The sequence below is a fragment of the Winogradskyella aurantia genome (genome assembly GCF_002266855.1).
In the GTDB taxonomy this organism is placed as follows: domain Bacteria; phylum Bacteroidota; class Bacteroidia; order Flavobacteriales; family Flavobacteriaceae; genus Winogradskyella; species Winogradskyella aurantia.
Genome location: NZ_NGJN01000008.1, coordinates 85825 through 108717, shown reverse-complemented (window position 1 = coordinate 108717; position 22893 = coordinate 85825). Strand labels below are relative to the sequence as shown.

Sequence of the window (22893 nt, the reverse complement as noted above, 5' to 3'; positions counted from 1 at the left end):
ACATACAAAAATAAGGTAAATAATAGAAGTGTGTTTAAAATCGTGGATACAATGTGGCCATAGCTGCAACAAATTTTTATCTTTGTTTTTCGATAATTATTACGATGGTGCTAAAGCTTCACGATTTATATTTTAAACCATTTATCTCAGAGGAAGAAATTCAAAATGCTGTTCAGAGCATGGTGGATGCCATTGTGGCTGACCTAGGGGATGAAATGCCTGTATTTGTTGGGATTTTGAATGGGTCCTTTATGTTGGTTAGCGATTTCGTTAAAAAGTACCCTAAACCTTGTGAAGTCACCTTTATAAAATTAGCCTCATACGAAGGCGTTAAGTCCTCTGAAGATATACAGCGACTCATTGGTCTAACCCAAGACTTAACAGGTAGGACCGTCGTTATATTGGAAGATATTATTGATTCAGGTAATACCCTTGAAGAAGTTCACAGGATTTTTAAAAATGAGAAGGTTAAAGACCTTCGTATAGCTACACTATTTTATAAACCGGAAGCATACGACAAGGATTTTAAACTCCATTATGTGGGTAAAGAAATTCCCAATAAGTTTATTGTGGGCTATGGTTTGGACTACAATGGACTGGGTAGGGATTTACCTAGCGTTTATCAATTAAAAACTACACAACATATGACTAATATAGTGCTTTTTGGACCTCCTGGTGCAGGAAAAGGAACACAGGCAAATTTCCTAAAAGAAAAATATGACTTGGTACATATTTCTACAGGAGATGTTTTTAGATATAACATAAAGAATGAAACAGCCCTAGGCATGCTTGCCAAGTCGTATATGGATAAGGGCGAATTGGTTCCAGATCAGGTTACGATTGATATGCTCAATAAGGAAGTTGAGAAAAATACAGATGCCAAAGGTTTTATTTTCGATGGTTTCCCAAGAACAAACGCCCAGGCAAAAGCATTAGATCAGCTGATGGATTCTAAGGACTCTCAGATTAATGCTATGGTGGCCTTAGAGGTCGATGATGAGGTTTTGGTTAAACGTCTTCTAGAACGCGGAAAAACAAGTGGTAGAGCAGATGATGCTGATGAAGGCATTATTAGAAACAGGATTAAGGAATATTACGATAAAACAGCGATTTTAAAGGATTACTATTCAGATCAAAACAAATACTTTGGTGTTAACGGTGTGGGCAGTATTGAAGAAATAACAGTGCGCTTAAGTGCTGTGATTGATAAGCTTTAATTTTTGCTACGAGTTTAAAATTTAATATTAAAATCTAAAAATTTAAACTCAAAAATGACTGAGGGAAATTTTGTTGATTATGTAAAAATGCACGTTACCTCAGGTAATGGAGGCAAAGGTTCTACCCATCTTCATCGTGAAAAATATATCGCAAAGGGTGGGCCTGATGGAGGTGATGGCGGTAGAGGCGGTCACGTTATTATTAAAGGGAATTCTAATTTATGGACCCTTCTTCACTTAAAATTCAAAAGGCACATAAAAGCTGGTCATGGAGCGCATGGTAGCTCTGGCAGAAGTACGGGTGCTGATGGCGAAGATGCCATAATTGAAGTGCCATTGGGTACTGTAGTAAGAGATACCGATACAAACGATATCCTTTTTGAAATCACAGAAGATGGTGAAGAAAAAATTGTTGCAGAAGGCGGTAAAGGAGGTCGTGGAAACTGGCATTTTAAAAGTTCAACCAATCAAACACCAAGATATGCCCAGCCAGGTATTCCTTTGGAGGAAAAAGATATCACACTTGAACTGAAAGTACTTGCAGATGTTGGATTGGTAGGTTTTCCAAATGCAGGTAAGTCTACGTTGTTATCTGTTTTAACATCTGCAAAACCAAAAATTGCCGATTATGAATTTACAACCTTAAAGCCCAATTTAGGTATTGTTAAGTACCGTGATTTTCAGTCTTTTGTAATGGCGGATATTCCTGGTATTATTGAAGGTGCGGCTGAAGGTAAAGGGCTAGGGTATTATTTTTTAAGGCATATTGAGCGTAACTCTATTCTCTTATTTCTGATTCCCGCTGATGCTAAGGATATTGTAAAGCAGTATGAGATTTTACTTGATGAATTGCGACGCTATAATCCTGAAATGTTAGATAAGGAACGTTTTGTGGTCGTTTCAAAATCGGATATGCTCGATGAGGAACTAAAATCTGAAATTTCTACTATTTTAGATAGAGATTTAGAAGTGGACTATATGTTTATCTCTTCGGTGGCCCAACAGGGATTAACCGAATTGAAAGATAAATTATGGCAAATGCTTAATGATTAATCTGCCAGATTCATGAAGGATTTTATAAAAAGTATAGTGGAATATAATAACACAAAGCGCAGCAGGATATTTGCTTTGTTTATTCAGTTTTTAATTGTTCTATCCATTATCACATTTTCCATTGAGACCTTACCTAAATTAAAACCTCAAACGAGAGAGATCTTAAATTCCTTGGAGATTTTTTGTGTCGTTATTTTTTCACTAGAGTACATAGCTAGGATTTATGTTGCTGATAAAAAGCTAAAATTTGTATTTAGCTTTTTTGGACTTATAGATTTATTAGCGATCCTTCCATTTTATTTATCATTTGGTGTTGATTTACGCTCTCTGCGGGTTCTGAGAATGTTTAGGCTGTTTAGGCTGTTAAAATTGGTGCGTTACAACAAAGCCATGCGGCATTTTACAAGAGCCATGCTCATGGCGCGGGAACAGATTATTCTCTTTATGGCGGTAACCCTAGTGCTAATTTACTTTGCCGCCGTGGGCATTTATTACTTTGAAAACGAAGCCCAACCAGATCATTTTGCATCAATTTTTGACAGTCTGTGGTGGTCTATTGTAACGCTGACAACGGTAGGTTATGGTGATGTTTATCCCATTACTTTAGGTGGTAGGATTTTTACGTTTTTTATTTTACTTATTGGTTTAGGAATTGTCGCTGTACCAACAGGCATTATATCTTCTTCTCTTACGAAAGCTGTTGAACTAGAATCAGAGCGGGAATAGTTAAAACTTTCCATCCAGGTAATTTTTTAATATCTTTAAAATAAAAACATGAAAGCCTTTAAATCTCTTTTTATTTTATTTTTACTATCGTCCTGCGGCGCCGTAATCAATTACGATTACGAAAAGTCAACTGATTTCAGTCAGTACAAAACCTACAATTATTTTGACGATATGCAAACCGGTTTAAGTGAGCTCGATACCAAGCGCTTAATTCGGGCTATTGATGCCAAATTGCAATCAATGGGTTTTGAACGTACCAATAATGCCGATTTTTATATCGATATCCAAAGTCAGGACATCATGAATAGAACTAATTCGAATGTTGGTGTTGGCGTCGGTGGAACTGGTTCTAATGTAGGTGGAGGTGTGTCTGTAGGGATTCCCTTGGGAACAAACCAAAATACGCGAGAGCTTGTTATTGAATTTGTGGATGACAGTAAACTCGGTATGTTTTGGCAAGCTATAGCAGAAAGTTCATATAGACCCGATGCAACACCAGAGAAACGCGAACTCGATTTTAAGAATTTAGTTGAAAGGATATTCTCGGCGTACCCGCCCAAAACTCAAAATTAATTTTACCAATTTCCTAACAGTTTTCCCTTCGACATTGTGCTTAGCTTTCGTAATTTTGATACGAATTAAAGCATTTAAATTATGAGGAATTTAGAAGGTAAAGTAGCACTTATTACGGGAGGTACTAAAGGAATTGGTTATGGTGTGGCACAGGCCCTGCTCAATCAAGGATTAAAGGTGATTATAACCAGTAGGAGTAAGGCCGCAGCAAATAAGGCAGCGTCGGAGTTAGCCGCTAAAACAAACACTGCGAATGCCATATTAGGGGTTGAGGCTGATGTTAGATATTTAGAAAGTCAACAAAATGCAGTAAAGCAGGCAGTGGAAATTTTTGGAAGTTTAGATGTTGTAGTTGCCAATGCTGGTCTAGGTCATTTTGGAAGCATAGAGGAGCTCACAACCCAGCAATGGAATGACGTTATTGATACAAATCTAACTGGCGTTTTCAATTCTATAAAAGCAAGTGTAGACGCACTTAAAAAATCTAAAGGTTATTATATCACAATCTCTAGCTTAGCAGGTACAAATTTCTTTGCAGGTGGTTCTGCCTACAATGCAAGTAAATTTGGGGTAACTGGATTTACACAAGCAGTAATGTTAGACTTGCGTAAATATGGTGTAAAGGTGAGCACTATTATGCCAGGATCGGTGTCTACCTATTTCAATGGTAACGAGCCAAGTGACAAGGGAGCATGGAAAATTCAGATTGAAGATATAGGAGAATTGGTGGTAGACTTATTAAAGATGAATCCTAGAACCTTACCGAGTAAAATTGAGGTAAGGCCAACTACACCACCCTCAAAATAGTAATTCTATAGTTTTTAGACCCTCACCCTTAATTTTCCATTAAACATAATGCTTCTTTTGAGTAAAATCCCTTAATTTACTGAAACTTAAAAACCCATCAAATGAAAAGGTATTATAGAATTGCAGTAATTTTTATGGTCTTTAGCTCGTCGTTTAGTTACTCTCAATACAAAATAGAGCCACCGAAAGACTATTCTAACGACATAGGAAATATGGTATCTATGTTAGATAATTTAAAAGGTCGAGTAGAGCGAAACGTAAAGAACCTAGATGTTGATGGTACCGATTACTTGTTAGATGAAAAGGCTAATAGTCCGGGGGCAATAATTTATCACTTAGCAGCAACTGAGGCCTATTATCAAATCTATACGTTTGAAGGTAGGCAATTTAACGATGAAGAAGAAAAAATGTGGGGGACGGCACTTAGTTTGGGTGATAAAGCAAGAGAAGAATTTAAAGGTAAACCCATACAATATTATCTCGATATTTATGATAAGGTTAGAGCAAAAACCAAAATGTTGTTAAAGGAGAAAGACGATGAGTGGTTTGCTGAAGATAATGGAACTATGAGTAACCATTGGGCGTGGTTTCACGTTATGGAACACCAAGCCAACCACATGGGCCAGTTGGCATTAATTACCAAACGTGTTGAATAGGGTTATTAATTAATTTCTTTCACCTTGACATCCATTTCGAAAGTTTCATGGTCTGCCGTTGAGAAGATAGGTTTTAGATTTGTTTTTATCTACTTCGGTTTATTCGTGTTATTCCAAAATAATGGTGCATACCCATTTTGGTATAAAATTTTTTCAGTTCCTCTAAAATGGGTGCAAAAACTCATTCCTTGGTTGGGGGAAAACATATATGGTATTTCTGAAATAACGTATAGAGCAAATACCGGAAGCGGGGACACCCTTTTTGATTATGTTACAACCCTAACCATATTTATTATTGCTTTAATAGGTTCTGCAATTTGGTCATTGATCGACAGAAAAGCGTTAAACTATAAAAGGCTTTATTATTGGCTTACAGTAGCATTAAGATATTATATAGGGTTGATGCTTATATCTTACGGTTTTAGTAAAGTTATTCAACTACAATTCGCATATCCTGGGCCTTACAGAATGTTAAGTGAAATCGGTAATACGTCACCTATGGGTTTGGCCTGGACTTTCTTAGGTTTTTCAAAGGGCTATAATATATTTATGGGTATCGCGGAATTATTGGCTGGTCTTCTTTTGTTTAGAAGGACATTAACTTTCGGTGCAATTCTAACCTTAATGACCACACTCAACGTTATGGCGGTAAATTACTTTTTTGACGTACCGGTTAAATTGGTGTCTACCCATCTGGTTTTAATGACGCTGTTTTTATTGTCTAGGGACCTTAAGAAATTGGTTTTGTTTTTCTTTTCTCACACTAAAACAGCACTTTCGGTTTTAAAAAGACCAAAATATAATAAAGGTATTAGTATTGCCTTAAATAGTATTAAGGCTCTTTTAGTTGGGTATGTTCTTATATATGGTTTTATAAGCGCACGTGAAGCAGAAAAACTATACGGATCCAAATCAGAAAAACCAATTCTGTATGGTGCATATAAGGTGACCGGAGTAACAGTTAATGGTGATACGCTATATAATTACAAGGATTATCGTTTATGGAAAAATATTGGTGTACAATGGCAAGGCTCTCTAAGAATACAAAGATATAGTGCCCCAAAAACCAGATATTACGGTATAGAAAAGGATAGCTTACAGGATAGATTTAAATTAACAAGTTGGGGCACACCAGAGGAGACATTTTACATGAATTTTAAAGAGATTGATAGTGCTAGTGTCCATTTTGAATACTTGGATAAAAATGACACAATTAATGTCTTTACTAAAAAACTTACCAAGAAAGATTTTATATTATCCGAAAGGGAATTCAATTGGATAAGTGAGTTTCCTTATAATAGATAGCCAAGATAGTTTAGCTATTAGGCTTTAAGGAGAATACAATACATCCGTATCGCCTGTAAGTCCCTACAGCAAAAGTTATAGAAATACCAAAAGCCTTTAGGATTTAGTAAATGCCAAAATATTAAATAATGTAGCGGTATCTGCTGCATATTAATGGCTAGTTAATCATTCAACAGAGACCCTGGTGCCTTCACTATGGCTACTAAATTCTGGTGCATACATACTCTGAGCAGTGCTAATGCCATTACTCATGTCACCAGCATTATTGACTCTAAGGTCGTATTCAAACACATAAATACCTTTAGGCAGATAGTCTATAAAAAAGTTGGTGGCCGCATCTTTGGTACTTTCATAATAACCTAAACCATCTTGCCATTTGTACTGAGATAAAACGTTAATTGGCTCAAAACCTGCAGCGCGCATATCTTTAAGATGTACAAACTCCATGGGACGATCCGTTCTCAATTCTATTCGAACGCGCACCAAATCACCCACCTTTAGTGTCGTTTCAGGAGTAATCTCGGCAATCATTTCACCCTTGTCAGTATTTGATTTTAAGAAAAGTGTCTTACTTAGTTTTAATGGTGTTTCAGCCGAGGTGATTTTATCTAAATCCTCAAAATATTGCCAGTACAGGCTTCCCCAAGCGATACCCTCTCCACTTTTATCGATGGTCACAGTACCCATTTCTGGAGTTATTTCAGTACCTGCCCAAGAGGTTTTGTAGTAGCCAGTGCCTGCTTCAAGTTTTACATTTTCTAAAGTTTTTGGCGAAATAGTTTTGCTTCCAACCTTTACATCGACCATTTCCGTAACATCCAACCAATCGCTTCCTTGCAGCAACAATGCGTAAACGGCTTCAGTAGTTGCCTTGGTGGTTTTCCATTGATTGGTCTGCTTGTTTTTGAGAAGCCAAATTTTAAGATTGTCAATAATATTTTTGTCATTTTCAATTTCTGAAAAGGCTTCAATCAGTATGGCCTGTGTCTCAATTGGCGCTTGGTACCAATACCAGGAATCCGTATTTTCCTTCCAGTACATGCCGAGTTCTTCAGAGGTAATACTATTTTCTTCTAGCGATTTCAAAATCTTTGTTGCAGTTGCGTTTTGCTCCATTCTATTCATGGTCAAGGCCATCAGCCCTTTAGCATAAAGTGACCGTTTTAACCAATACCGCTTTATTTGGTCCTTGTAAAAATCTATAATAGCTTGAACCTCTTTTTGTGGTTTCAATTCAGGATAAAAACTACGAACATAGAGGTAATGTAATTGTATGTAAGACAAGTGGTCTTTGGTTAAATCCACATCCTTATCATATTTTCTTAAATCCTCGTAAGTCTTTATAAATGCCTTATCTAAATAGTTAAAGGCACTTTGAACCATAGCCATATTCTCGCTACTCTGTTGGATACCAAGATGTTTTAAATGTCCAAATCCTGCGATAATGTGCTGTGTAATGTAGCGATTATCTCTACCTCCATTAAACCAAGACCAAGCACCAGAAGGTAATTGATTGTTTTTCAGTTTCCTTTGGGTTGACTGTAATGCATTAGTCATTGTGTTGAGGTCGAATAACAGACCAATACGTTTTTTCTGCTCGGTTTCAGATTGTGCATCGCGCAACCATGGGGTTTCTTGAATTAACATAGACTTTAATTCTTGATTTTTTTCAAGATTGGATAAAAGTGATTCGTGAGATTTCCACTGGTTGAAGACCGCTTCTATTCTCGGGTTTGATTTTACGATATGATGTGCCAAGGTATTGGCATAATAACGGGCAAAGATTTGCTCGTTGCAATCGTATGGATATTCCATCAAATAGGGTAAAGCCTGCACAGCATACCAGGCCGGATTAGAAGTCATCTCCAGGGTCAGCATGTGATGTTTTAACGTAGAAGATGTGTTGGTCTTCAGCTTATCTAAGGAAAAGGTTCTGGTTTCATTAGACTTTACCCACATTGGTAAGGTCTCAGTAACAAGCATTCTATTAGATAGAACAGGTATTGTGTTTTGCTCACCGTCACTAAAATCATCAGATGTTGCGATTATGGTATATTCCACAGCCTGAATGCTCAGAGGGATACTCAATGTCCAAGATACTTGGGTGTTTCCGGTAGCCTCAATGCTAAACTCAGCACTGTTCTCAGTATTTGAAAGTAGAGCATCTATAGATTGACCAGATAACGCATCTTTCAATTGTAATTCTGCCTTACCTACAATTGGTGTACTAGTAAGATTTGCAATTTTGGTGCTAATGGTTATCTCATCACCTTCTCTAAGAAATCGCGGTGCATTGGGTATGACCATGAGTTCTTTTTGGGTTATGGCTTCTAACGTTGTCATCCCACTTTCTAAAGTTTGGGTATGTGCTAACAATTGCAGCTTCCATTTGGTTAAAGCCTCAGGCGCCTTAAAACTGAAACTGACATTGCCTTCTTCATCAGTTCGTAATTCTGGGAAGAAGAATGCGGTTTCTTGAAGGTTTTTTCTAATTTGAATTGTACCCTCATTGGATTGGTCAATTGTGTTTTCCATCAATAGGTCAGCTTGTTCATTCTCTAAGTCTTCAGACGCCCCTGGGGCACCAGTGGTCATGACAACTTCTTCTAACGAGTCTTCCTCCATGGCTACTATGCCGCTAGCCTGTCCCCTAACACCTTTGGCATAGTAATAACGATTGGAACTCCCAAAATAAAACCCAAACCAATTTAATCGATCATAGCTTTGGACGTTGTAGTCTTGTGGTGTCGAGAAACGTCGAAATAATCTGAAATCCGTAATGCCAAAACTATTCCTAGCAGTCTTTACAATATTACTGAAGGATGCTGATGTACGTACAGGATTAAAACGCCACTCGTGTGATTTAAATTCATCCAAAGAAGCATCGTACATACTCGCTAGTAGTTCTGCGGAAACTTTATCGCCTTTTGCGCCTTTGATGGTGAAACTCCAAGTTTCGTTTTCACCAGGTTGGAGCATATCTCTAAAGGTTTTAGTTTCAATGGTTAAGTCTTTTTTAGGAAAAGGCACATTGATTCTTAATCCTTGTGTCTCGAAACTATTAAAAGCAGCGAAACTGCAATAAACTTCAAAACCTCCCAAATCATTTTCCAATATAGGGATACTAAGGGTTTGTTTTGAGTTGTTCAACTTTACAAGTTGTGTTGAAATAATCTGATCATCCTTTCCTATTTCAACAGTAACTGTTATATCTTTTGCCGCTGAACCCACGGTAAGTATGGCTACGTCGCCAGGCTTATAGCTTTTCTTATCAAGACGAGCTTCAAAAAGCGCATTATCGGCTACAGTTTTATCATTGTTACTAATGACATTCGTAAATGTTTTATTTTCGACTTCTTGACCAAACTTATCGGTGCTTTCAACTTCAATTAAATACTTGCCAGATACCCATTTCTTTATTCTTTTTATAATGATGACACTGTTTTCTTCCGTATTAAATGATGTTGAAAAGACTTGTTTGCCTTTTTTCCAATTGGTAACAAGGTGTTCGTTGGTATAAGGCTCATGAGGAAAAAGTGTTTTAAACTCCTCTTCGCTCATAGTTTGATAATCTGGGGCATTCCATGGACGCTGCCTCAGAACTTCCTGTGGTGGTACGAGTTTAAATATTTTTAAACGACCGGTAGCACTAATGGTTTCGCCATTCAGATTCTTAGCTGAAATTTCTAATTTTGTTTTATTTGCAGTCTTCTCAATTTGAAGAGGTGCGGATACATTAATGGTCATGGCGTGGTAACCTACATTTACTACTGTTGCAGCTGTTCTGGTTTCTCCATTGATATCAGTAACATCAGCCGTCACTTCATATCTGAATACAGGAAGTTCTTCTTCTGCTAAACTTTGGTCGGGTAGGGCTTTAAAGAGAATTTCAAACTCACCGTTGCTGTTCGTTTTTGTTTCTCCGAAGGTAATTTCTTGAGGTTCACTCATAAAGTACGGGTTTCTCCAATAATACCATGGAGGAAACTGTATTTGACGTTTCACCATATAAATCACCTTGGCATTTGTAATAGTGCTACCTGCAAAAGCTATGGCTTTTCCCTTCACCCTAATGCTGTCATTGACTTTAAAGGTGTCTGAAATAGGTTCAAAAGATGCTTTAAACTTCGGTCTTTTGTATTCTTCAACCGAAAAAAAAGCAGAGCCTTCACCTATTTTATCAGATTTGAGCATAATATAGAATTGCCCGGTTAGACCGTCGTTAGGAAGTACAAATTCTCCTTGAATGGAGCCAAATGTATTACTTGTAAATTGCTGTTCATTTAGTTCCTCTCCATTTGCATTATAAAGTGTGGCCTTGATGGTTTCATCTGCCACGATTGAGGTTTTATTGGATTTTGTGTGGGTTTGGGTAATGATACCTTTAAAATAGACCGTCTGACCTGGTCGGTATATGCTGCGATTGGTGAATACAAATGAATTATAGCTTATATCTTTTTGGTCTGTCTCCCTAAATTTCCGTGAGATGAAATAGTCCCCAAAATAGGCTGTTTCATTTTGGTAGTTCACCTTTATTTTTATCCGTCTGTAATAATTGTTGTCTCTTAAAAACTCAAATTTCCCATACGAGTTAGAAATCAAATTTTTTGAAAATGTTTTTCCTCGATTAGTTTCATATTCAATTAAGATATTGGCATCAGCAATGGGTTCTCCATCCAATCGGTTAATCAATTGATAGTAATATCGATTTTTTTCGAAATTTTCAACCAGTGCAAAATCTGTGACTTGAACATGAGCTGCTGCAAATACCTTGTTTGGTGTTTTTGTTTGTGCTTTTATGAGATAAACACCATTTGGTAATTTAGGGAGGACAATTTCTGTACTGTGCCTTTGAAAATCGCCTTCATTTTTTAGAGCGCTACTAAATTGTTGGTAAATCTTTAAATCTTCGAAAAAATTTGCTTGATCGTTATTTCCGTAAGTGCTATTGTAAGTATCCAATTGTGCTTTGGTTACCTTGTATACGCTGATTTCTAAGGCCTCTAAATTTTTATAGGTAACTAATAGTTTTGAAGGTTTATTGTTAGCAACAAAGCCCTCAGTGAGCAACCTTAATTCTGGTTGCAGAATTTGGCTTTGCAGTATCTTGCACTTTTCAGCACCGTTGCTTTTTGGGTATTCTTTTATAACGCTGTCACAAAGGTCATAAGCCTCTTTTAGTTTCCATCTTAGGGCTATGTTATTTTCGTTATCGGTTTCAACGAGATTGAACTGATAGCCTTGTTGCGCAAGGACGGATGCTACTTCAAAATTGTAAATAGCAGATAATGAAGACGGTTTTAGGGCAGCTGCACTAGTCTTTAAAGTTTTAAGAAGGACTTGTATTTTACTCTTAAAAGAGGCGTTCTGGTTCACAAACCGAAGGCGCTCGATGTCAACATCCACAAATGCTATGGAGGATTTGTCCTTAACGTGAAACCTTAAGAGGTTCTGATAAATCTTTAATGCGTTAAGTTGCAGAGATAGCGAATCTTTTGCTTCTAAATCTAAAATGATGAACGTCTCACTTTCTTTTAAGAAGTTTTCATCGTCTATCACAAATTTATACGAGGGTTGCGAGATGCTATTTTCATCCGTCTTATAAAAATCCAGGGCATTGTGGCTGAGTAAATCATATAACGTAGGGCGAAAATCTTTAGACCCTTTAGATTCAGTAATGAGTGTTTTATAATTACCTATAGGTTCTTGCTGTAATAGAAGTCCATTTTCAAGAGAGCGTTGGTAATAGGTGTGAATTTCGTTAAACAAGGTTTTTAAATCCCAAGTTCTAAAATCATCGCCTTGTTTTTCAAAGGTTGTTGTGCGGTTATAAAACCGATAGCGATTCTGTTGAAAATATTGCCAATACATTGTAGCTAGCATATTTTCTAAAAGATGTTTGGTGACTATGGACTGGGTGCTGTCAATTTCAGATTTAAATTGTTTAACAATGCTAAGCTGGGCCTCTTCCTCGAGCGTCATCATATATTTGCTCTTATAAAGTAAGGCCTTAATCAATTGTTGGTGGTTATGATTTATTTTAGCCGTTTTATACACCCTGTCCACTATCTGAGCTGCACTTTTTGTCAACCCTTCCTGTTCTAATTCTGCTACTTTTTTCCATTGACGGTCTAAATTATTTTGAGAATTGGAAAACATCGCAAAACATAGAAGTACAGAAGTTAGTATATAATTTTTCATAAGAAATTCTCTTTGTTCAAACTTACCTTCAAAAGGTGTTCCAAAAAATAGGATGTTTATATAAAACCCCAAATTTTACTGAGTTAATTTAATCAATTTAAGTGTCAAATGTATTTGTAAAGCGAAGAAGTTTTTGGCACTAGATTCTATGTCCTATTTTTGTACAAAGTGTTTTAGCCATGGTTAGGTTTATCTGTATTTTTCTGTTCTCTTCTATAAGCTTTTCTCAGTCTAATATGGAAAGGGCAAGGTCTTTTATGGATATCAAGGAATATGAACAAGCGGAGGAGGAGATGTTGAAATACCTAGAGGCGCAACCAAACGATTCCAAGGCTTTGGAGCTTTTGGGAGACGCTTACAGTTATCAGAAAGAATGGGATAAAGCAATTGAACAATATGAAATCTTAGTAGAAAAGGTACCCGATAAAGCTAATTATCACTACAAATATGGTGGAGCTTTGGCTATGAAAGCCCAAAGTGGGAGCAAACTTGAAGCACTTGGTCTTATTGGTGCCATGAAACGCTCTTTTTTAAATGCCGTTGCTTTGGACCCAGCTCATATTGATGCGCACTGGGCCTTGGTTGATCTTTACGTAACATTGCCTGGAATTGTTGGTGGCAGTTTTTCCAAGGCACTTAAATACGCAGATAGCCTGGAGAAGATTTCTGAGGTTGATGGCTATTTGGCTAAAGGTTATATATATGAATACGATGAAGAGCCTAAACTAGCTGAAAAGTATTATAAATTGGCCATAAGAGTAGGTGGTTCCGTAACCTGTTATGATAAACTAACAGGTTTTTACGAAGCTCAAAATCAGCCAATTGAGGCTATAAGCACTCTAGAAAAAGGTCAGCAAAAACATCAACGTAATGCTATGCATTATCAAATAGGTAAAGTCTGTGCCGATTATAACATACAGCTCGATAAAGGTGAAAAGTGTTTAAAGGCCTATCTTGCAAATTATGCGGTAACGGATGGTGTACCCAAAGAATGGGCCTATTATAGATTAGCCCAAATTTACAAGCATCGGAAAAATAAAGAAAAGGCACTTGAATATATAGATAAAGCCTTGGCCATACGAGCGGACTTCAAACAAGCCTTAAAAGAAAAGCTACTCATTTCGAAAATTTAACTTAAGGTTCAGTCACCAAGAGCAAGAGTGTTTAGGGTACTAAATATTTGTTAATTTTTTTAAAAATGATAGTATTACTATTATGTTTGCAAACAAATGTTTTAATAATGGTAAATTTACTATCAAATTTAAAAATATCCGTACCAGATAAGATTTTCATCAAGGATCCGGAGTCTTCGGATTTAGGCAAACGGATTATTGAGCACAGTATTTTACTGATTGATGAAATTGGTTTCGACAGTTTTACTTTTAAAAAATTAGGAGCAAAAATCGGTTCTAATGAGAGTTCTATTTATCGCTATTTTGAAAGTAAGCATAAACTGCTGCTTTATTTAACGTCGTGGTATTGGGCTTGGATTGAATATCAAATGGTATTTACCACTTACAACATTCCTGACAAGGAGAAACAGCTTTTGAAAGCCATTGAGGTACTTACAAGAACAATAGAGCAGGATATGACCTTTTCTCATATCAATGAAATCGTGCTAAATAGGATTATAATAAACGAATATTCAAAATCCTACCTCACCAAAGAGGTGGATAGCGAAAACAAAGAAGGCTATTTTGAAGTTTATAAGCGTTTGATTAAACGACTTAGGGATATGATTTCAAAATTAAATTCCGATTACCAATATCCAGCCAGTTTGGCCAGTACCATATTAGAAGGATCTTTGCATCAGCACTTTTTAAAAGAACATTTTAGTTCTATAACCGATTGCGACGAAAGTGTAACGCCGACCCAATTTTTTACCAATCTCACCCTAACTTTATTAAATTCAACCAAAAATGGACGATAATAAACCAATATTAACCCCTTGGCAGCGCTTTCTTGGCCTTCTTAGGCTAGAAAAGAAAGATTTACTGCAGGTTATTTACTATGCCGTATTTTCAGGTTTGATAAGTTTAACCTTGCCATTGGGGATTCAAGCGATTATAAACCTGATTCAAGGTGCTCAGGTAAGTACCTCTTGGATTGTCTTAGTTGTACTTGTCACTATCGGAGTCGCTTTTGTTGGTGTTTTACAACTTATGCAGATGCGCATCATAGAAACCGTTCAGCAACGTTTATTTATGCGCGCTTCATTTGAGTTTACCTACAGGTTTCCTAAAATAAGAATGAGCGAACTTTACAATTATTATCCACCGGAGTTGGCCAACAGATTTTTTGACGTACTAACCGTGCAAAAAGGCCTTGCAAAACTATTGTTGGATGTACCCACAGCAACCCTTCAAATTGTTTTTGCGCTTATATTACTGTCATTTTACCATCCATTTTTTATAGCCTTTGGTATACTCTTGATTGTCCTCATTTATATCGTCTTTAAGTACACCATACAGCGTGGTATGAAGACTAGTTTAAAAGAATCTAAAAAGAAATATATCGTAGCGCATTGGATACAAGAGGTGGCACGTTCCATAATGAGTTTTAAGGTGTCCGGAAAAACTTCACTCGCTTTAGATAAGAACGACAAACTTGTAGAGGGCTATTTAGAAGCCAGAGAAAGTCACTTTAAGATTTTAATCCTTCAATTTGTCCAAATGATTGGATTTAAGGTTATCGTAACAGCTGGCTTATTGGTTATTGGAGGTCTTTTGGTACTAAGTCAAGAAATGAACATAGGGCAATTTGTTGCCGCTGAGATTATTATTCTTCTTGTGATCAACTCTGTAGAAAAATTGATTCTTGGTTTAGAATCTTTTTATGATGTCTTAACCTCATTGGAAAAAATGGGTCAGGTGGTCGATAAAAAAATTGAGCCGCAGACAGGAGAGATGGCTAGAATGGACGATGATTTCGTGATTGAGTTAGAAAAAGTGTCGTATAATGTGCCAGACCGTAACCTTCATATTTTAAATAATATTTCATTTAAGGTTGATAAAAAAAGCAGGATATTAATTCAAGGTGAAAGTGGCTCTGGAAAATCTAGTCTCATTAGGATTATTTCTGGAATTTTAAAACCAAATACTGGTCGTATATTTCTAAATGACCAAGCTTTAAACAATATTCAAATTAATAGTTATCGATCCTTATTAGGATTGTCACTTGCAGATGAGACGCCCTTTGAAGGGACCATCCGAGATAATTTGACTTTAGGCGATGCATCAATAACCACAGAGGATATAGAAAATATCACTGAAAAAGTCGGTTTGATTAATTATTTAAAGGAAACCGAGCGTGGTATTGATACGGTTATTTATCCTGAAGGCAAACAAATTTCATTTACCGTTGCTAAGAAAATAATTCTAGCAAGGGCTATTCTCAAAAAGCCAAAGCTTTTAATTTTGGAGGAGCCGTTGGAACATTTCGAGGAAGTTGAAGCCAAGCGCATTATTAAGTTTTTAACCGACCCGAGTCAACCTTGGTCCTTGGTTGTAGTAAGTTTCAATAAGGAGTGGGCCAATAACTGCTCACAAGTTATAACACTTAAAAAAGGTGAAATTATTTAAAGCCCAGAATCATGCTAAACATATCTCGAAATCCAATAAACTCTAAAATAGATTTATCCCATTATAAATCGGCCAAGCATGTCTTTTTTAAAGATTATTATAAATACGGAAGGCGATTTTTAACAGCATTTGCTATTGCGGGTTTGGTTATTCTTTTTCTGCCTTGGACACAGAATATATCTGGGCGTGGGAATGTAACCACACTTACCCCGGGCCAGCGTCCCCAGACCATTCAATCACCTATTCCAGGGAGTATCCAAGAATGGTATGTGCGCGAAGGCGACTTTGTTAGAAAAGGGGATACAATTATGCAAATAGCTGAAGTTAAAAGCGAATACTTTGACCCTAATTTGGTTCAGCGCACAGAGCAACAGCGTGATGCGAAATCTTTTGCCGTGCAGTCTTATGGACAAAAGGTCAAGGCACAAGAGGTAAGTATTTCTGCCTTAATTGAAGAGCGCAAGTTAAAATTAGAACAAGCAAGAAATAAACTTTTACAGTCTAGGTTAAAAGTGGAGGCAGATAGTATTGATTTAGAAGCCTTTAAAACCAACTATACCATTGCCCAGACTAAATATTTACGTGCGGATACACTGTTTAAAGATGGTTATACGGCTCTTAAGAATGTTGAAGATGCTAGGATTAAGTTGCGAGAAGCCCAAGCCAAACAGGTCTCTCAAGCGGCTAAACTATTAGCGAGTAGAAACGAGGTGATTAATGCTAAAATTGATATATCGAGAATAAATGCAGAATACGCCGATAAGATTTCAAAAGCACAAAGCGAGAAGTTTTCGGCTCAGTCAAGCCAATTCGATTCTGAGGCCCAAGTACAAAAACTGCAAAATGAAGTTTCAAATTATATTATAAGAAATAAGCTCTTACACATTACCGCACCATATGACGGTTACATTAACAAAGCGCTGCGTGGTGGGGTGGGCCAAACCTTTAAGGAAGGAGAAGAATTAGTGGGTATTATGCCAGCTAATGTAGACTTGGCGGTCGAGACCTTTATTGAGCCTATCGATTTACCTTTAATGCATATTGGAGAAAAAGTACGTATTCAGTTTGACGGTTGGCCTGCCATAATTTTTAGCGGTTGGCCCAATGTGTCCTATGGTACTTATGGGGGTGAAGTTGTGGCTATAGAAAATTTTATTAGTGATAACGGTAAATTTAGAATCTTGTTAAAGCCAGATCCAACAGATCATCCATGGCCAAAAGATATTAGAGCTGGTTCTGGCGCCTTTACAATGGCTTTGTTGGAAGATGTTCCTATCTGGTTCGAGTTATGGCGTCAGCTCAACGGATTCCCCCCAAATTACTACCAGCCTACAGGTGCTGAAAATGCTAAAAAGAAATAATATGAGAGGTCTATTATGCATAGTGCTTCTAGTCTACAGTATTTCCGGATTTGCACAATTGGACAGTTTACAAAACGTCTTGCGCTTTGATGAGTATTTGGGCTATGTCAAAAAGTTTCACCCTATTGTGAAGCAGGCCGAACTTGTTATTGATGAAAGCCAAGCTAAATTGATGAAATCTCGAGGCGCCTTCGATCCCAAGTTAGAAGTAGATTATGACCGCAAAAAATTTAAGGGCACAGAGTATTTTGATCAGCTTAATGGCACCTTCAAAGTACCTACTTGGTTTGGTATTGAGCTCAAAGGCACTTTTGAAGAAAACACAGGAGAATTTTTAAATCCTGAAGCTTTCGTCCCAGACAATGGCTTATACAGTGCCGGTGTATCAGTCCCAATAGGTAGGGATTTATTGATTAATGATCGTATGGCCTCCTTAAAGCAAGCTAGGCTCTTCAGAGAACAGGCTAAAGCAGACCGGGATATTTTTGTCAACAACATCTTGTTTGAAGCCTCACTGGTCTATTTTGAGTGGTTAAAGGCCTATAATGAGTTTAAACTATTTGAAAATTTCTTAACCAATGCGCAATTTAGACTGCGCGGTATAGAACGAGGTGAAGAAGTTGGTGAGAACGCCCAAATTGATGTTGTAGAGGCACGTATTGCTGTTAATAGCAGACGCTTGAGCTTGGAACAGGCTATTGTTAAATTAACTAATGCCTCTTTGGAATTATCGACCTTTTTATGGTTGGAGAATAATATCCCAGTAGAGTTACAGCCAGATGTGATTCCAGATGTCTACACTGAACCCATAGTAGATGCCATATTTAATATTAACCAACTTCGTGATGATGAGGTAATTATTGATGAACATCCAAAGATGATATCCCTCGAGTATAAATTGCAGAGTTTAGATGTAGAACGGCGCTTAAGTGCCAACCGACTTTTGCCACAATTTGATGTAGAGTATAATTTCCTAACTGAAACTCCTGAAATCGCTAGAACATTTAATACAGCTGAATACAAAGGAGGTGTTAATATTAGTTTTCCCTTATTTTTGAGAAAGGAACGCGGTGACTTGAGGCTGGCTAAGTTAAAGGTTCAAGACACAGAGTTTGAAATCAATTCAACACGTGTGAATTTAATCAATAAAATAGATGCGCTAAAGCAAGAGCTCAATTCTTATGTGAATCAAAATGATATTACTGAGGAAATGGTGACTGACTTAGCCGAATTGCTAAAGGCCGAGGAACAGAAATTCAGATTGGGAGAAAGTTCATTGTTCTTAGTTAATTCGCGTGAATCTAAATTGATTGATGGCAGGCTTAAAGCCATAGATATTCAAAACAAATTCTTTAAGACCAAAGCAAAGCTATTTAATAGCTTAGCTATAAATCCTGATTTATAAAAAAATCATCTTTTTTTGATTATAACTTCTGATGTAATCATTTGGAATTTGGAATTACGAAATTGATATTTGTCGTATGAACGTACATTTTATTGCCATTGGAGGTGCAGCTATGCACAATCTAGCCCTTGCTTTGCATAATAAAGGCTACAGTATTACGGGGAGTGATGATACCATTTTTGAACCTTCAAAATCAAGATTAGAAGCAAAGGGTTTATTGCCTGAGGCTTTTGGATGGTATCCAGACAAGATTAATTCTAATTTAGATGCCATTGTCTTAGGGATGCATGCTAAAGCTGATAATCCTGAGTTACTGAAAGCCCAGGAACTAGGATTGAAAATTTATAGTTATCCGGAATTTTTATACGAACAATCCAAAGATAAAACACGCGTAGTTATTGGTGGGAGTCATGGAAAAACAACCATTACCTCAATGATTCTCCACGTTATGCATTACCATGATAGGGATGTAGATTATATGGTTGGTGCGCAGCTTGAGGGGTTTGATGTTATGGTTAAGCTCACAGAAGATAATGACTTCATCGTTCTAGAAGGGGATGAGTACTTGAGTTCACCAATAGACAGACGACCAAAATTTCATTTATACAAACCCAATATTGCTCTGTTGAGCGGAATTGCTTGGGACCATATTAATGTATTTCCAACCTATGACAACTATGTAGAGCAGTTTAGCATTTTTGTGGATTCTATTGTTAGAGGTGGAAGCATTAATTATAATGAAGAAGATGAAGAGGTTAAACGAGTGGTAGAAGCCTCAGAAAATCAGATAAGAAAACTACGATATGGCACACCTGAGTATACGGTTGAAAATGGGCAGACCTTATTGGAAACACCAGAAGGACCAATGCCTATTGAGGTCTTTGGAGCCCACAATCTTAATAATTTAGCAGGTGCCAAATGGATTTGTCAGCATATGGGAATCGATGAAGACGATTTCTACGAAGCCATCGCTACGTTTAAAGGGGCAAGCAAACGCTTGGAGAAAATAGCTGAATCTCCCACAAGCATAGCTTACAAGGATTTTGCGCATTCACCGAGTAAGGTGAAAGCCACTACCAAAGCCTTGAAAGAACAATTTAGCGACAGGACATTAGTCGCCTGTTTAGAATTGCATACGTACAGTAGCCTAAATGCAGAATTTTTAAAAGAATATAAAGGCGCTTTAGATGCAGCTGATGTGGCTGTGGTGTTTTACTCACCTCATGCCGTTGAAATTAAGAAATTGGAAGAGGTCACAAAGGGCCAAATAGCTGAAGCTTTTGAACGTGATGATTTAATCATTTACACCAATCCAGATGATTTTAAAAACTTCTTATTCTCTCAAAGTTTTGATAACAAATCTCTGTTATTAATGAGTTCAGGGAATTATGGCGGATTGGATTTTGATGAGGTCACAAAATTATTTTAGGTTTATATCATCATCATCAACGTGTTTCAGGGTCTTTATTTGGCATCGTCACACATTCTCAACCTTATCAATCATCTGCCTAAACAAGTTTAATAGAAAGGTGAGTTTCCCTGTATCTCCAGCTGCTAGAAATTTCTGATTTTCAACTTTGACGCCGTACCAATCTTGCCGATTGATTTCGTTAAGAATCCACTTTATTTCTAAATTGGCGACTGATGTTTTTGAAATATCAATTTCAACTTCCCAACCAGGATGATCTAAGGTGGTAATTTGAATTATGTCGTTTTTCTCCCATTCGCCATCGCAATTATCTTTGAACCAATTTTGTATCCAGTCTAAAATTTCCATTTGTATTAAAATTGATTACTTTATAGGTTTATGTTTTTATCCTCAGTTTGAGTGATTTATTCTTTCAAAAAATTGTATTGCCATCCTTATTTTAGTTAGGCAATCTATTCATGTTACATTATTTTCAACAGCTCTTGAATTCAATAAAAACTAGACCTAACGTCTCTTTTTCTTGATTTCTAATTACTTTTAACAAAATCTAAAAAGACGTCCTTGTGGCGTTCTAAATCCATATCAGGTGATAGTGAGACGCGCACAATATAGTCTTTATCACCTTCTTTTGTGGTGCCTTGGGTTGAGGTAGCAGGTATGGTCCAGTAACAGCCCTTTAATTGTCCGTAGCTAACACAGTACTTACTTTCATTAGGGATTTCAGTAATCATTAAATTGATTAATTTATGATTTAGTGCTCTTTTATAGGCCTCTTTTTCCTCAGCGGTGTTGCCTTTAGTGGGCAGATCCAATGAAAACACAGATGGAGTGAAGCCTTTTGCCGCAAGAGCCTCTGACACAAAATTAATCTTAGCTTCGGGTAAGGTTTTTTTTATGAAGTTAATGAAGTCACGTGTATTATTATAAGCCTCAATAATTCGTTGGTTCATAGAGGGCAATTGTTGTGCTAATAGTTTATATTGAAGTGCCGTCGCCTCGTTATCACAAAGCAGCAAGTGTTCTTCTATAGAGCCCATCAAAGCGTTGGCTTTATCATTTGCCACACAATAACCTGCAGTGCATTTTCCGCCACTTGGAAATTTAGAGCCACTAGCGTAAGAAATAGCCCTTAGGATTGAAAGTATTTCACCCTCGCCTAAAAAGTGAACATTAGGACAAAAGGTTTGGTCTAAAATAAAGACTGGATCAACGGCTACCTCACCAGTTGATGTTTTTCGTTCTTTAGTTAAAGCGTCTTTAAGTTCTTGAAGGTTAGGTACTTCAACTCTTGGATTTGTTGGAATTTCAGCAATGATATAAGGGATGGCATCGTCAAAAGCAATTTTGTCCAAAACGGTATGTACGCTTTGTACCATATCGTTATCACCATCTACTGGTAAATCCACAATCTCTACATTAGGAGAGCATGCTGCAACACGCCTTGCTTGGTCATTGGTCCCACCGTAACAATTCGGAGGCACTAGAAATTTAATCGCCTTACCTTGGTGATGCTTTTGAGCATCATCAATTAAGCCCATCATAATAGCATATTGAACAGATAATCCACTAGAGCCAACCAGTGGTTTGGAAGTGGTACCAGTTATGTCTCGTATAGCATTTAGAACTTGCGCTTTATTGTTCGAAACAGCTTTATCCTGCTGACCTAAAACAGAAGACGTTGTTAATGCCTCTAATGCCTTGAGACAATTAATAGGCGTCATGGCAATGGTTTCTCGACGGCGCACATGCTGAATATCTGGGATGTAATCTTTATTTTGTATACCATTAACTAATAAAACACTTCCTAAATGCGAATAAATATTAACACAGAAGTCCACGTTTGAGTGTAAATCTGAAATTTCAATTTCATCGTGTAGTGAAATAAATATGGTACTACCATCAAACTTGGTGATGTGCTCTATGGCATCTACTTTATTTAATTCAAAATTGTAACCATAAACACGCCTTAAAATCGAAACATTCAAAGCATCTGGCAATTTACCTGAATAGGCAATGCGCGTCTTTTTGTTATCTAATAAATTTTTTCTTAAAACTGCTAAGACAGGCATAGTTCTAGACGAAAAACAGATGACATGTTCTGGTTTGAGATGATTCAATTTAGCTATTGTCCATTCCAGTATACATGATAATGGGTGACCTAATCTTATGTAATCGTATGCCGTTGGTAATTTAGCTAATGCAGAAGTTTTTGAATTATCGTTTTGATATAAGGTGTCAAACTGCTCTGTAAATTCAGTTTTGGCCAATTTTTCATCGTAAATATCTAGGCGATGTGTCGTGAGTCCCAACCAATCGGTCGGTACGTTTTTTAAAACATCTTTGATATAATCTAGTATCTTTTTGTCTGTCATAATTAGCATTGACTAATGACTTGTAAAGATACATTAGTAAGGTTTTTATTAAAAGCTTATAGGATGTTTTGTTAGATGATGTTGCCTTAAGAAATGATTTCAATCAATTCTGAGTGGTTCTACTGACTAAAGCCCCCTGTCTAATCCTTCTTAGGAATGTTTTACGTATCACTTTTGATATTATCCATAGACAAACTTTATGTCAAT

General features: G+C 36.9%; 16 protein-coding genes. 13 read left to right on the top strand and 3 right to left on the bottom strand.

The annotated features are described in order from the left end of the window. Positions 1 to 107 precede the first annotated feature (107 nt). From CA834_RS13710 to CA834_RS13680, 7 genes are all read left to right on the top strand, one after another. Positions 108 to 1217 carry an adenylate kinase gene (locus tag CA834_RS13710; protein ID WP_094969329.1) on the top strand — a complete coding sequence of 370 codons (1110 nt, stop codon included), beginning with the start codon at positions 108 to 110 and terminating at the stop codon, positions 1215 to 1217. A 54-nt stretch (positions 1218 to 1271) separates the two neighbouring features. Beyond that, positions 1272 to 2270 (top strand): GTPase ObgE, encoded by a 999-nt coding sequence (obgE, locus tag CA834_RS13705; protein ID WP_094969288.1) that lies wholly within the window; start codon positions 1272 to 1274, stop codon positions 2268 to 2270. A 12-nt stretch (positions 2271 to 2282) separates the two neighbouring features. After that, positions 2283 to 2996: an ion transporter gene (locus CA834_RS13700; RefSeq protein WP_094969287.1), complete on the top strand. Its 714-nt coding sequence runs from the start codon at positions 2283 to 2285 to the stop codon at positions 2994 to 2996. A gap of 48 nt (positions 2997 to 3044) precedes the next feature. After that, on the top strand, positions 3045 to 3569 hold the full coding sequence (locus CA834_RS13695; protein ID WP_094969286.1) for a DUF4136 domain-containing protein: 525 nt from the start codon (positions 3045 to 3047) through the stop codon (positions 3567 to 3569). Between the two features lie 81 nt (positions 3570 to 3650). Further along, positions 3651 to 4376, top strand: a complete 726-nt coding sequence (locus tag CA834_RS13690; protein ID WP_094969285.1) for an SDR family oxidoreductase — start codon at positions 3651 to 3653, stop codon at positions 4374 to 4376. A gap of 101 nt (positions 4377 to 4477) precedes the next feature. After that, positions 4478 to 5032 carry a mycothiol transferase gene (locus CA834_RS13685; RefSeq protein WP_094969284.1) on the top strand — a complete coding sequence of 185 codons (555 nt, stop codon included), beginning with the start codon at positions 4478 to 4480 and terminating at the stop codon, positions 5030 to 5032. Positions 5033 to 5056: 24 nt separating this feature from the next. Further along, a complete protein-coding gene (locus tag CA834_RS13680) occupies positions 5057 to 6337 on the top strand; it encodes a hypothetical protein (protein ID WP_133085507.1) in 1281 nt (426 codons plus the stop codon). A gap of 165 nt (positions 6338 to 6502) precedes the next feature. Here the strand turns inward: CA834_RS13680 and CA834_RS13675 are convergent, their stop codons facing one another. Further along, positions 6503 to 12538, bottom strand: a complete 6036-nt coding sequence (locus tag CA834_RS13675; protein WP_094969328.1) for an alpha-2-macroglobulin family protein — start codon at positions 12536 to 12538, stop codon at positions 6503 to 6505. Between the two features lie 236 nt (positions 12539 to 12774). On the opposite strand from CA834_RS13675, the gene CA834_RS13670 reads away from it, so the two are divergent. The 6 genes from CA834_RS13670 to CA834_RS13645 all read left to right on the top strand — a co-directional run bounded on the left by CA834_RS13670 (position 12775) and on the right by CA834_RS13645 (position 20314). Then, a complete protein-coding gene (locus tag CA834_RS13670) occupies positions 12775 to 13671 on the top strand; it encodes a tetratricopeptide repeat protein (RefSeq protein WP_240507616.1) in 897 nt (298 codons plus the stop codon). A gap of 107 nt (positions 13672 to 13778) precedes the next feature. Continuing rightward, the gene (locus CA834_RS13665) at positions 13779 to 14468 is read left to right on the top strand and encodes a TetR/AcrR family transcriptional regulator (RefSeq protein WP_094969281.1); all 690 of its coding nucleotides are present in this window, start codon (positions 13779 to 13781) and stop codon (positions 14466 to 14468) included. After that, positions 14458 to 16119, top strand: coding sequence for a peptidase domain-containing ABC transporter (locus CA834_RS13660; RefSeq protein WP_094969280.1), 1662 nt, complete (start codon positions 14458 to 14460; stop codon positions 16117 to 16119). The genes CA834_RS13665 and CA834_RS13660 overlap by 11 nt, the downstream gene beginning before the upstream one ends. A gap of 11 nt (positions 16120 to 16130) precedes the next feature. Continuing rightward, on the top strand, positions 16131 to 17480 hold the full coding sequence (locus tag CA834_RS13655) for an HlyD family secretion protein (protein ID WP_094969279.1): 1350 nt from the start codon (positions 16131 to 16133) through the stop codon (positions 17478 to 17480). Position 17481: 1 nt separating this feature from the next. Beyond that, on the top strand, positions 17482 to 18885 hold the full coding sequence (locus CA834_RS13650; protein WP_094969327.1) for a TolC family protein: 1404 nt from the start codon (positions 17482 to 17484) through the stop codon (positions 18883 to 18885). Between the two features lie 76 nt (positions 18886 to 18961). Then, a complete protein-coding gene (locus CA834_RS13645) occupies positions 18962 to 20314 on the top strand; it encodes a UDP-N-acetylmuramate--L-alanine ligase (RefSeq protein WP_094969278.1) in 1353 nt (450 codons plus the stop codon). Positions 20315 to 20362: 48 nt separating this feature from the next. Here the strand turns inward: CA834_RS13645 and CA834_RS13640 are convergent, their stop codons facing one another. Together CA834_RS13640 and CA834_RS13635 are read right to left on the bottom strand one after the other, a co-directional pair. Next, positions 20363 to 20662, bottom strand: coding sequence for an immunity 53 family protein (locus tag CA834_RS13640; protein ID WP_094969277.1), 300 nt, complete (start codon positions 20660 to 20662; stop codon positions 20363 to 20365). Between the two features lie 179 nt (positions 20663 to 20841). Beyond that, positions 20842 to 22686 (bottom strand): PLP-dependent aminotransferase family protein, encoded by a 1845-nt coding sequence (locus CA834_RS13635; protein ID WP_094969276.1) that lies wholly within the window; start codon positions 22684 to 22686, stop codon positions 20842 to 20844. Positions 22687 to 22893 lie beyond the last annotated feature (207 nt).

What these genes read in the sequence shown, in the direction of transcription:
- CA834_RS13640 (WP_094969277.1), bottom strand. Translation starts at nt 20,662, where the DNA reads ATGGAAATTTTAGACTGGATACAAAATTGGTTCAAAGATAATTGCGAT.
- CA834_RS13650 (WP_094969327.1), top strand. Translation starts at nt 17,482, where the DNA reads ATGAGAGGTCTATTATGCATAGTGCTTCTAGTCTACAGTATTTCCGGA.
- CA834_RS13645 (WP_094969278.1), top strand. Translation starts at nt 18,962, where the DNA reads ATGAACGTACATTTTATTGCCATTGGAGGTGCAGCTATGCACAATCTA.
- CA834_RS13695 (WP_094969286.1), top strand. Translation starts at nt 3,045, where the DNA reads ATGAAAGCCTTTAAATCTCTTTTTATTTTATTTTTACTATCGTCCTGC.
- CA834_RS13660 (WP_094969280.1), top strand. Translation starts at nt 14,458, where the DNA reads ATGGACGATAATAAACCAATATTAACCCCTTGGCAGCGCTTTCTTGGC.
- CA834_RS13675 (WP_094969328.1), bottom strand. Translation starts at nt 12,538, where the DNA reads ATGAAAAATTATATACTAACTTCTGTACTTCTATGTTTTGCGATGTTT.
- CA834_RS13700 (WP_094969287.1), top strand. Translation starts at nt 2,283, where the DNA reads ATGAAGGATTTTATAAAAAGTATAGTGGAATATAATAACACAAAGCGC.
- CA834_RS13685 (WP_094969284.1), top strand. Translation starts at nt 4,478, where the DNA reads ATGAAAAGGTATTATAGAATTGCAGTAATTTTTATGGTCTTTAGCTCG.
- CA834_RS13690 (WP_094969285.1), top strand. Translation starts at nt 3,651, where the DNA reads ATGAGGAATTTAGAAGGTAAAGTAGCACTTATTACGGGAGGTACTAAA.
- CA834_RS13670 (WP_240507616.1), top strand. Translation starts at nt 12,775, where the DNA reads ATGGAAAGGGCAAGGTCTTTTATGGATATCAAGGAATATGAACAAGCG.
- CA834_RS13655 (WP_094969279.1), top strand. Translation starts at nt 16,131, where the DNA reads ATGCTAAACATATCTCGAAATCCAATAAACTCTAAAATAGATTTATCC.
- CA834_RS13665 (WP_094969281.1), top strand. Translation starts at nt 13,779, where the DNA reads ATGGTAAATTTACTATCAAATTTAAAAATATCCGTACCAGATAAGATT.
- obgE (WP_094969288.1), top strand. Translation starts at nt 1,272, where the DNA reads ATGACTGAGGGAAATTTTGTTGATTATGTAAAAATGCACGTTACCTCA.
- CA834_RS13635 (WP_094969276.1), bottom strand. Translation starts at nt 22,686, where the DNA reads ATGACAGACAAAAAGATACTAGATTATATCAAAGATGTTTTAAAAAAC.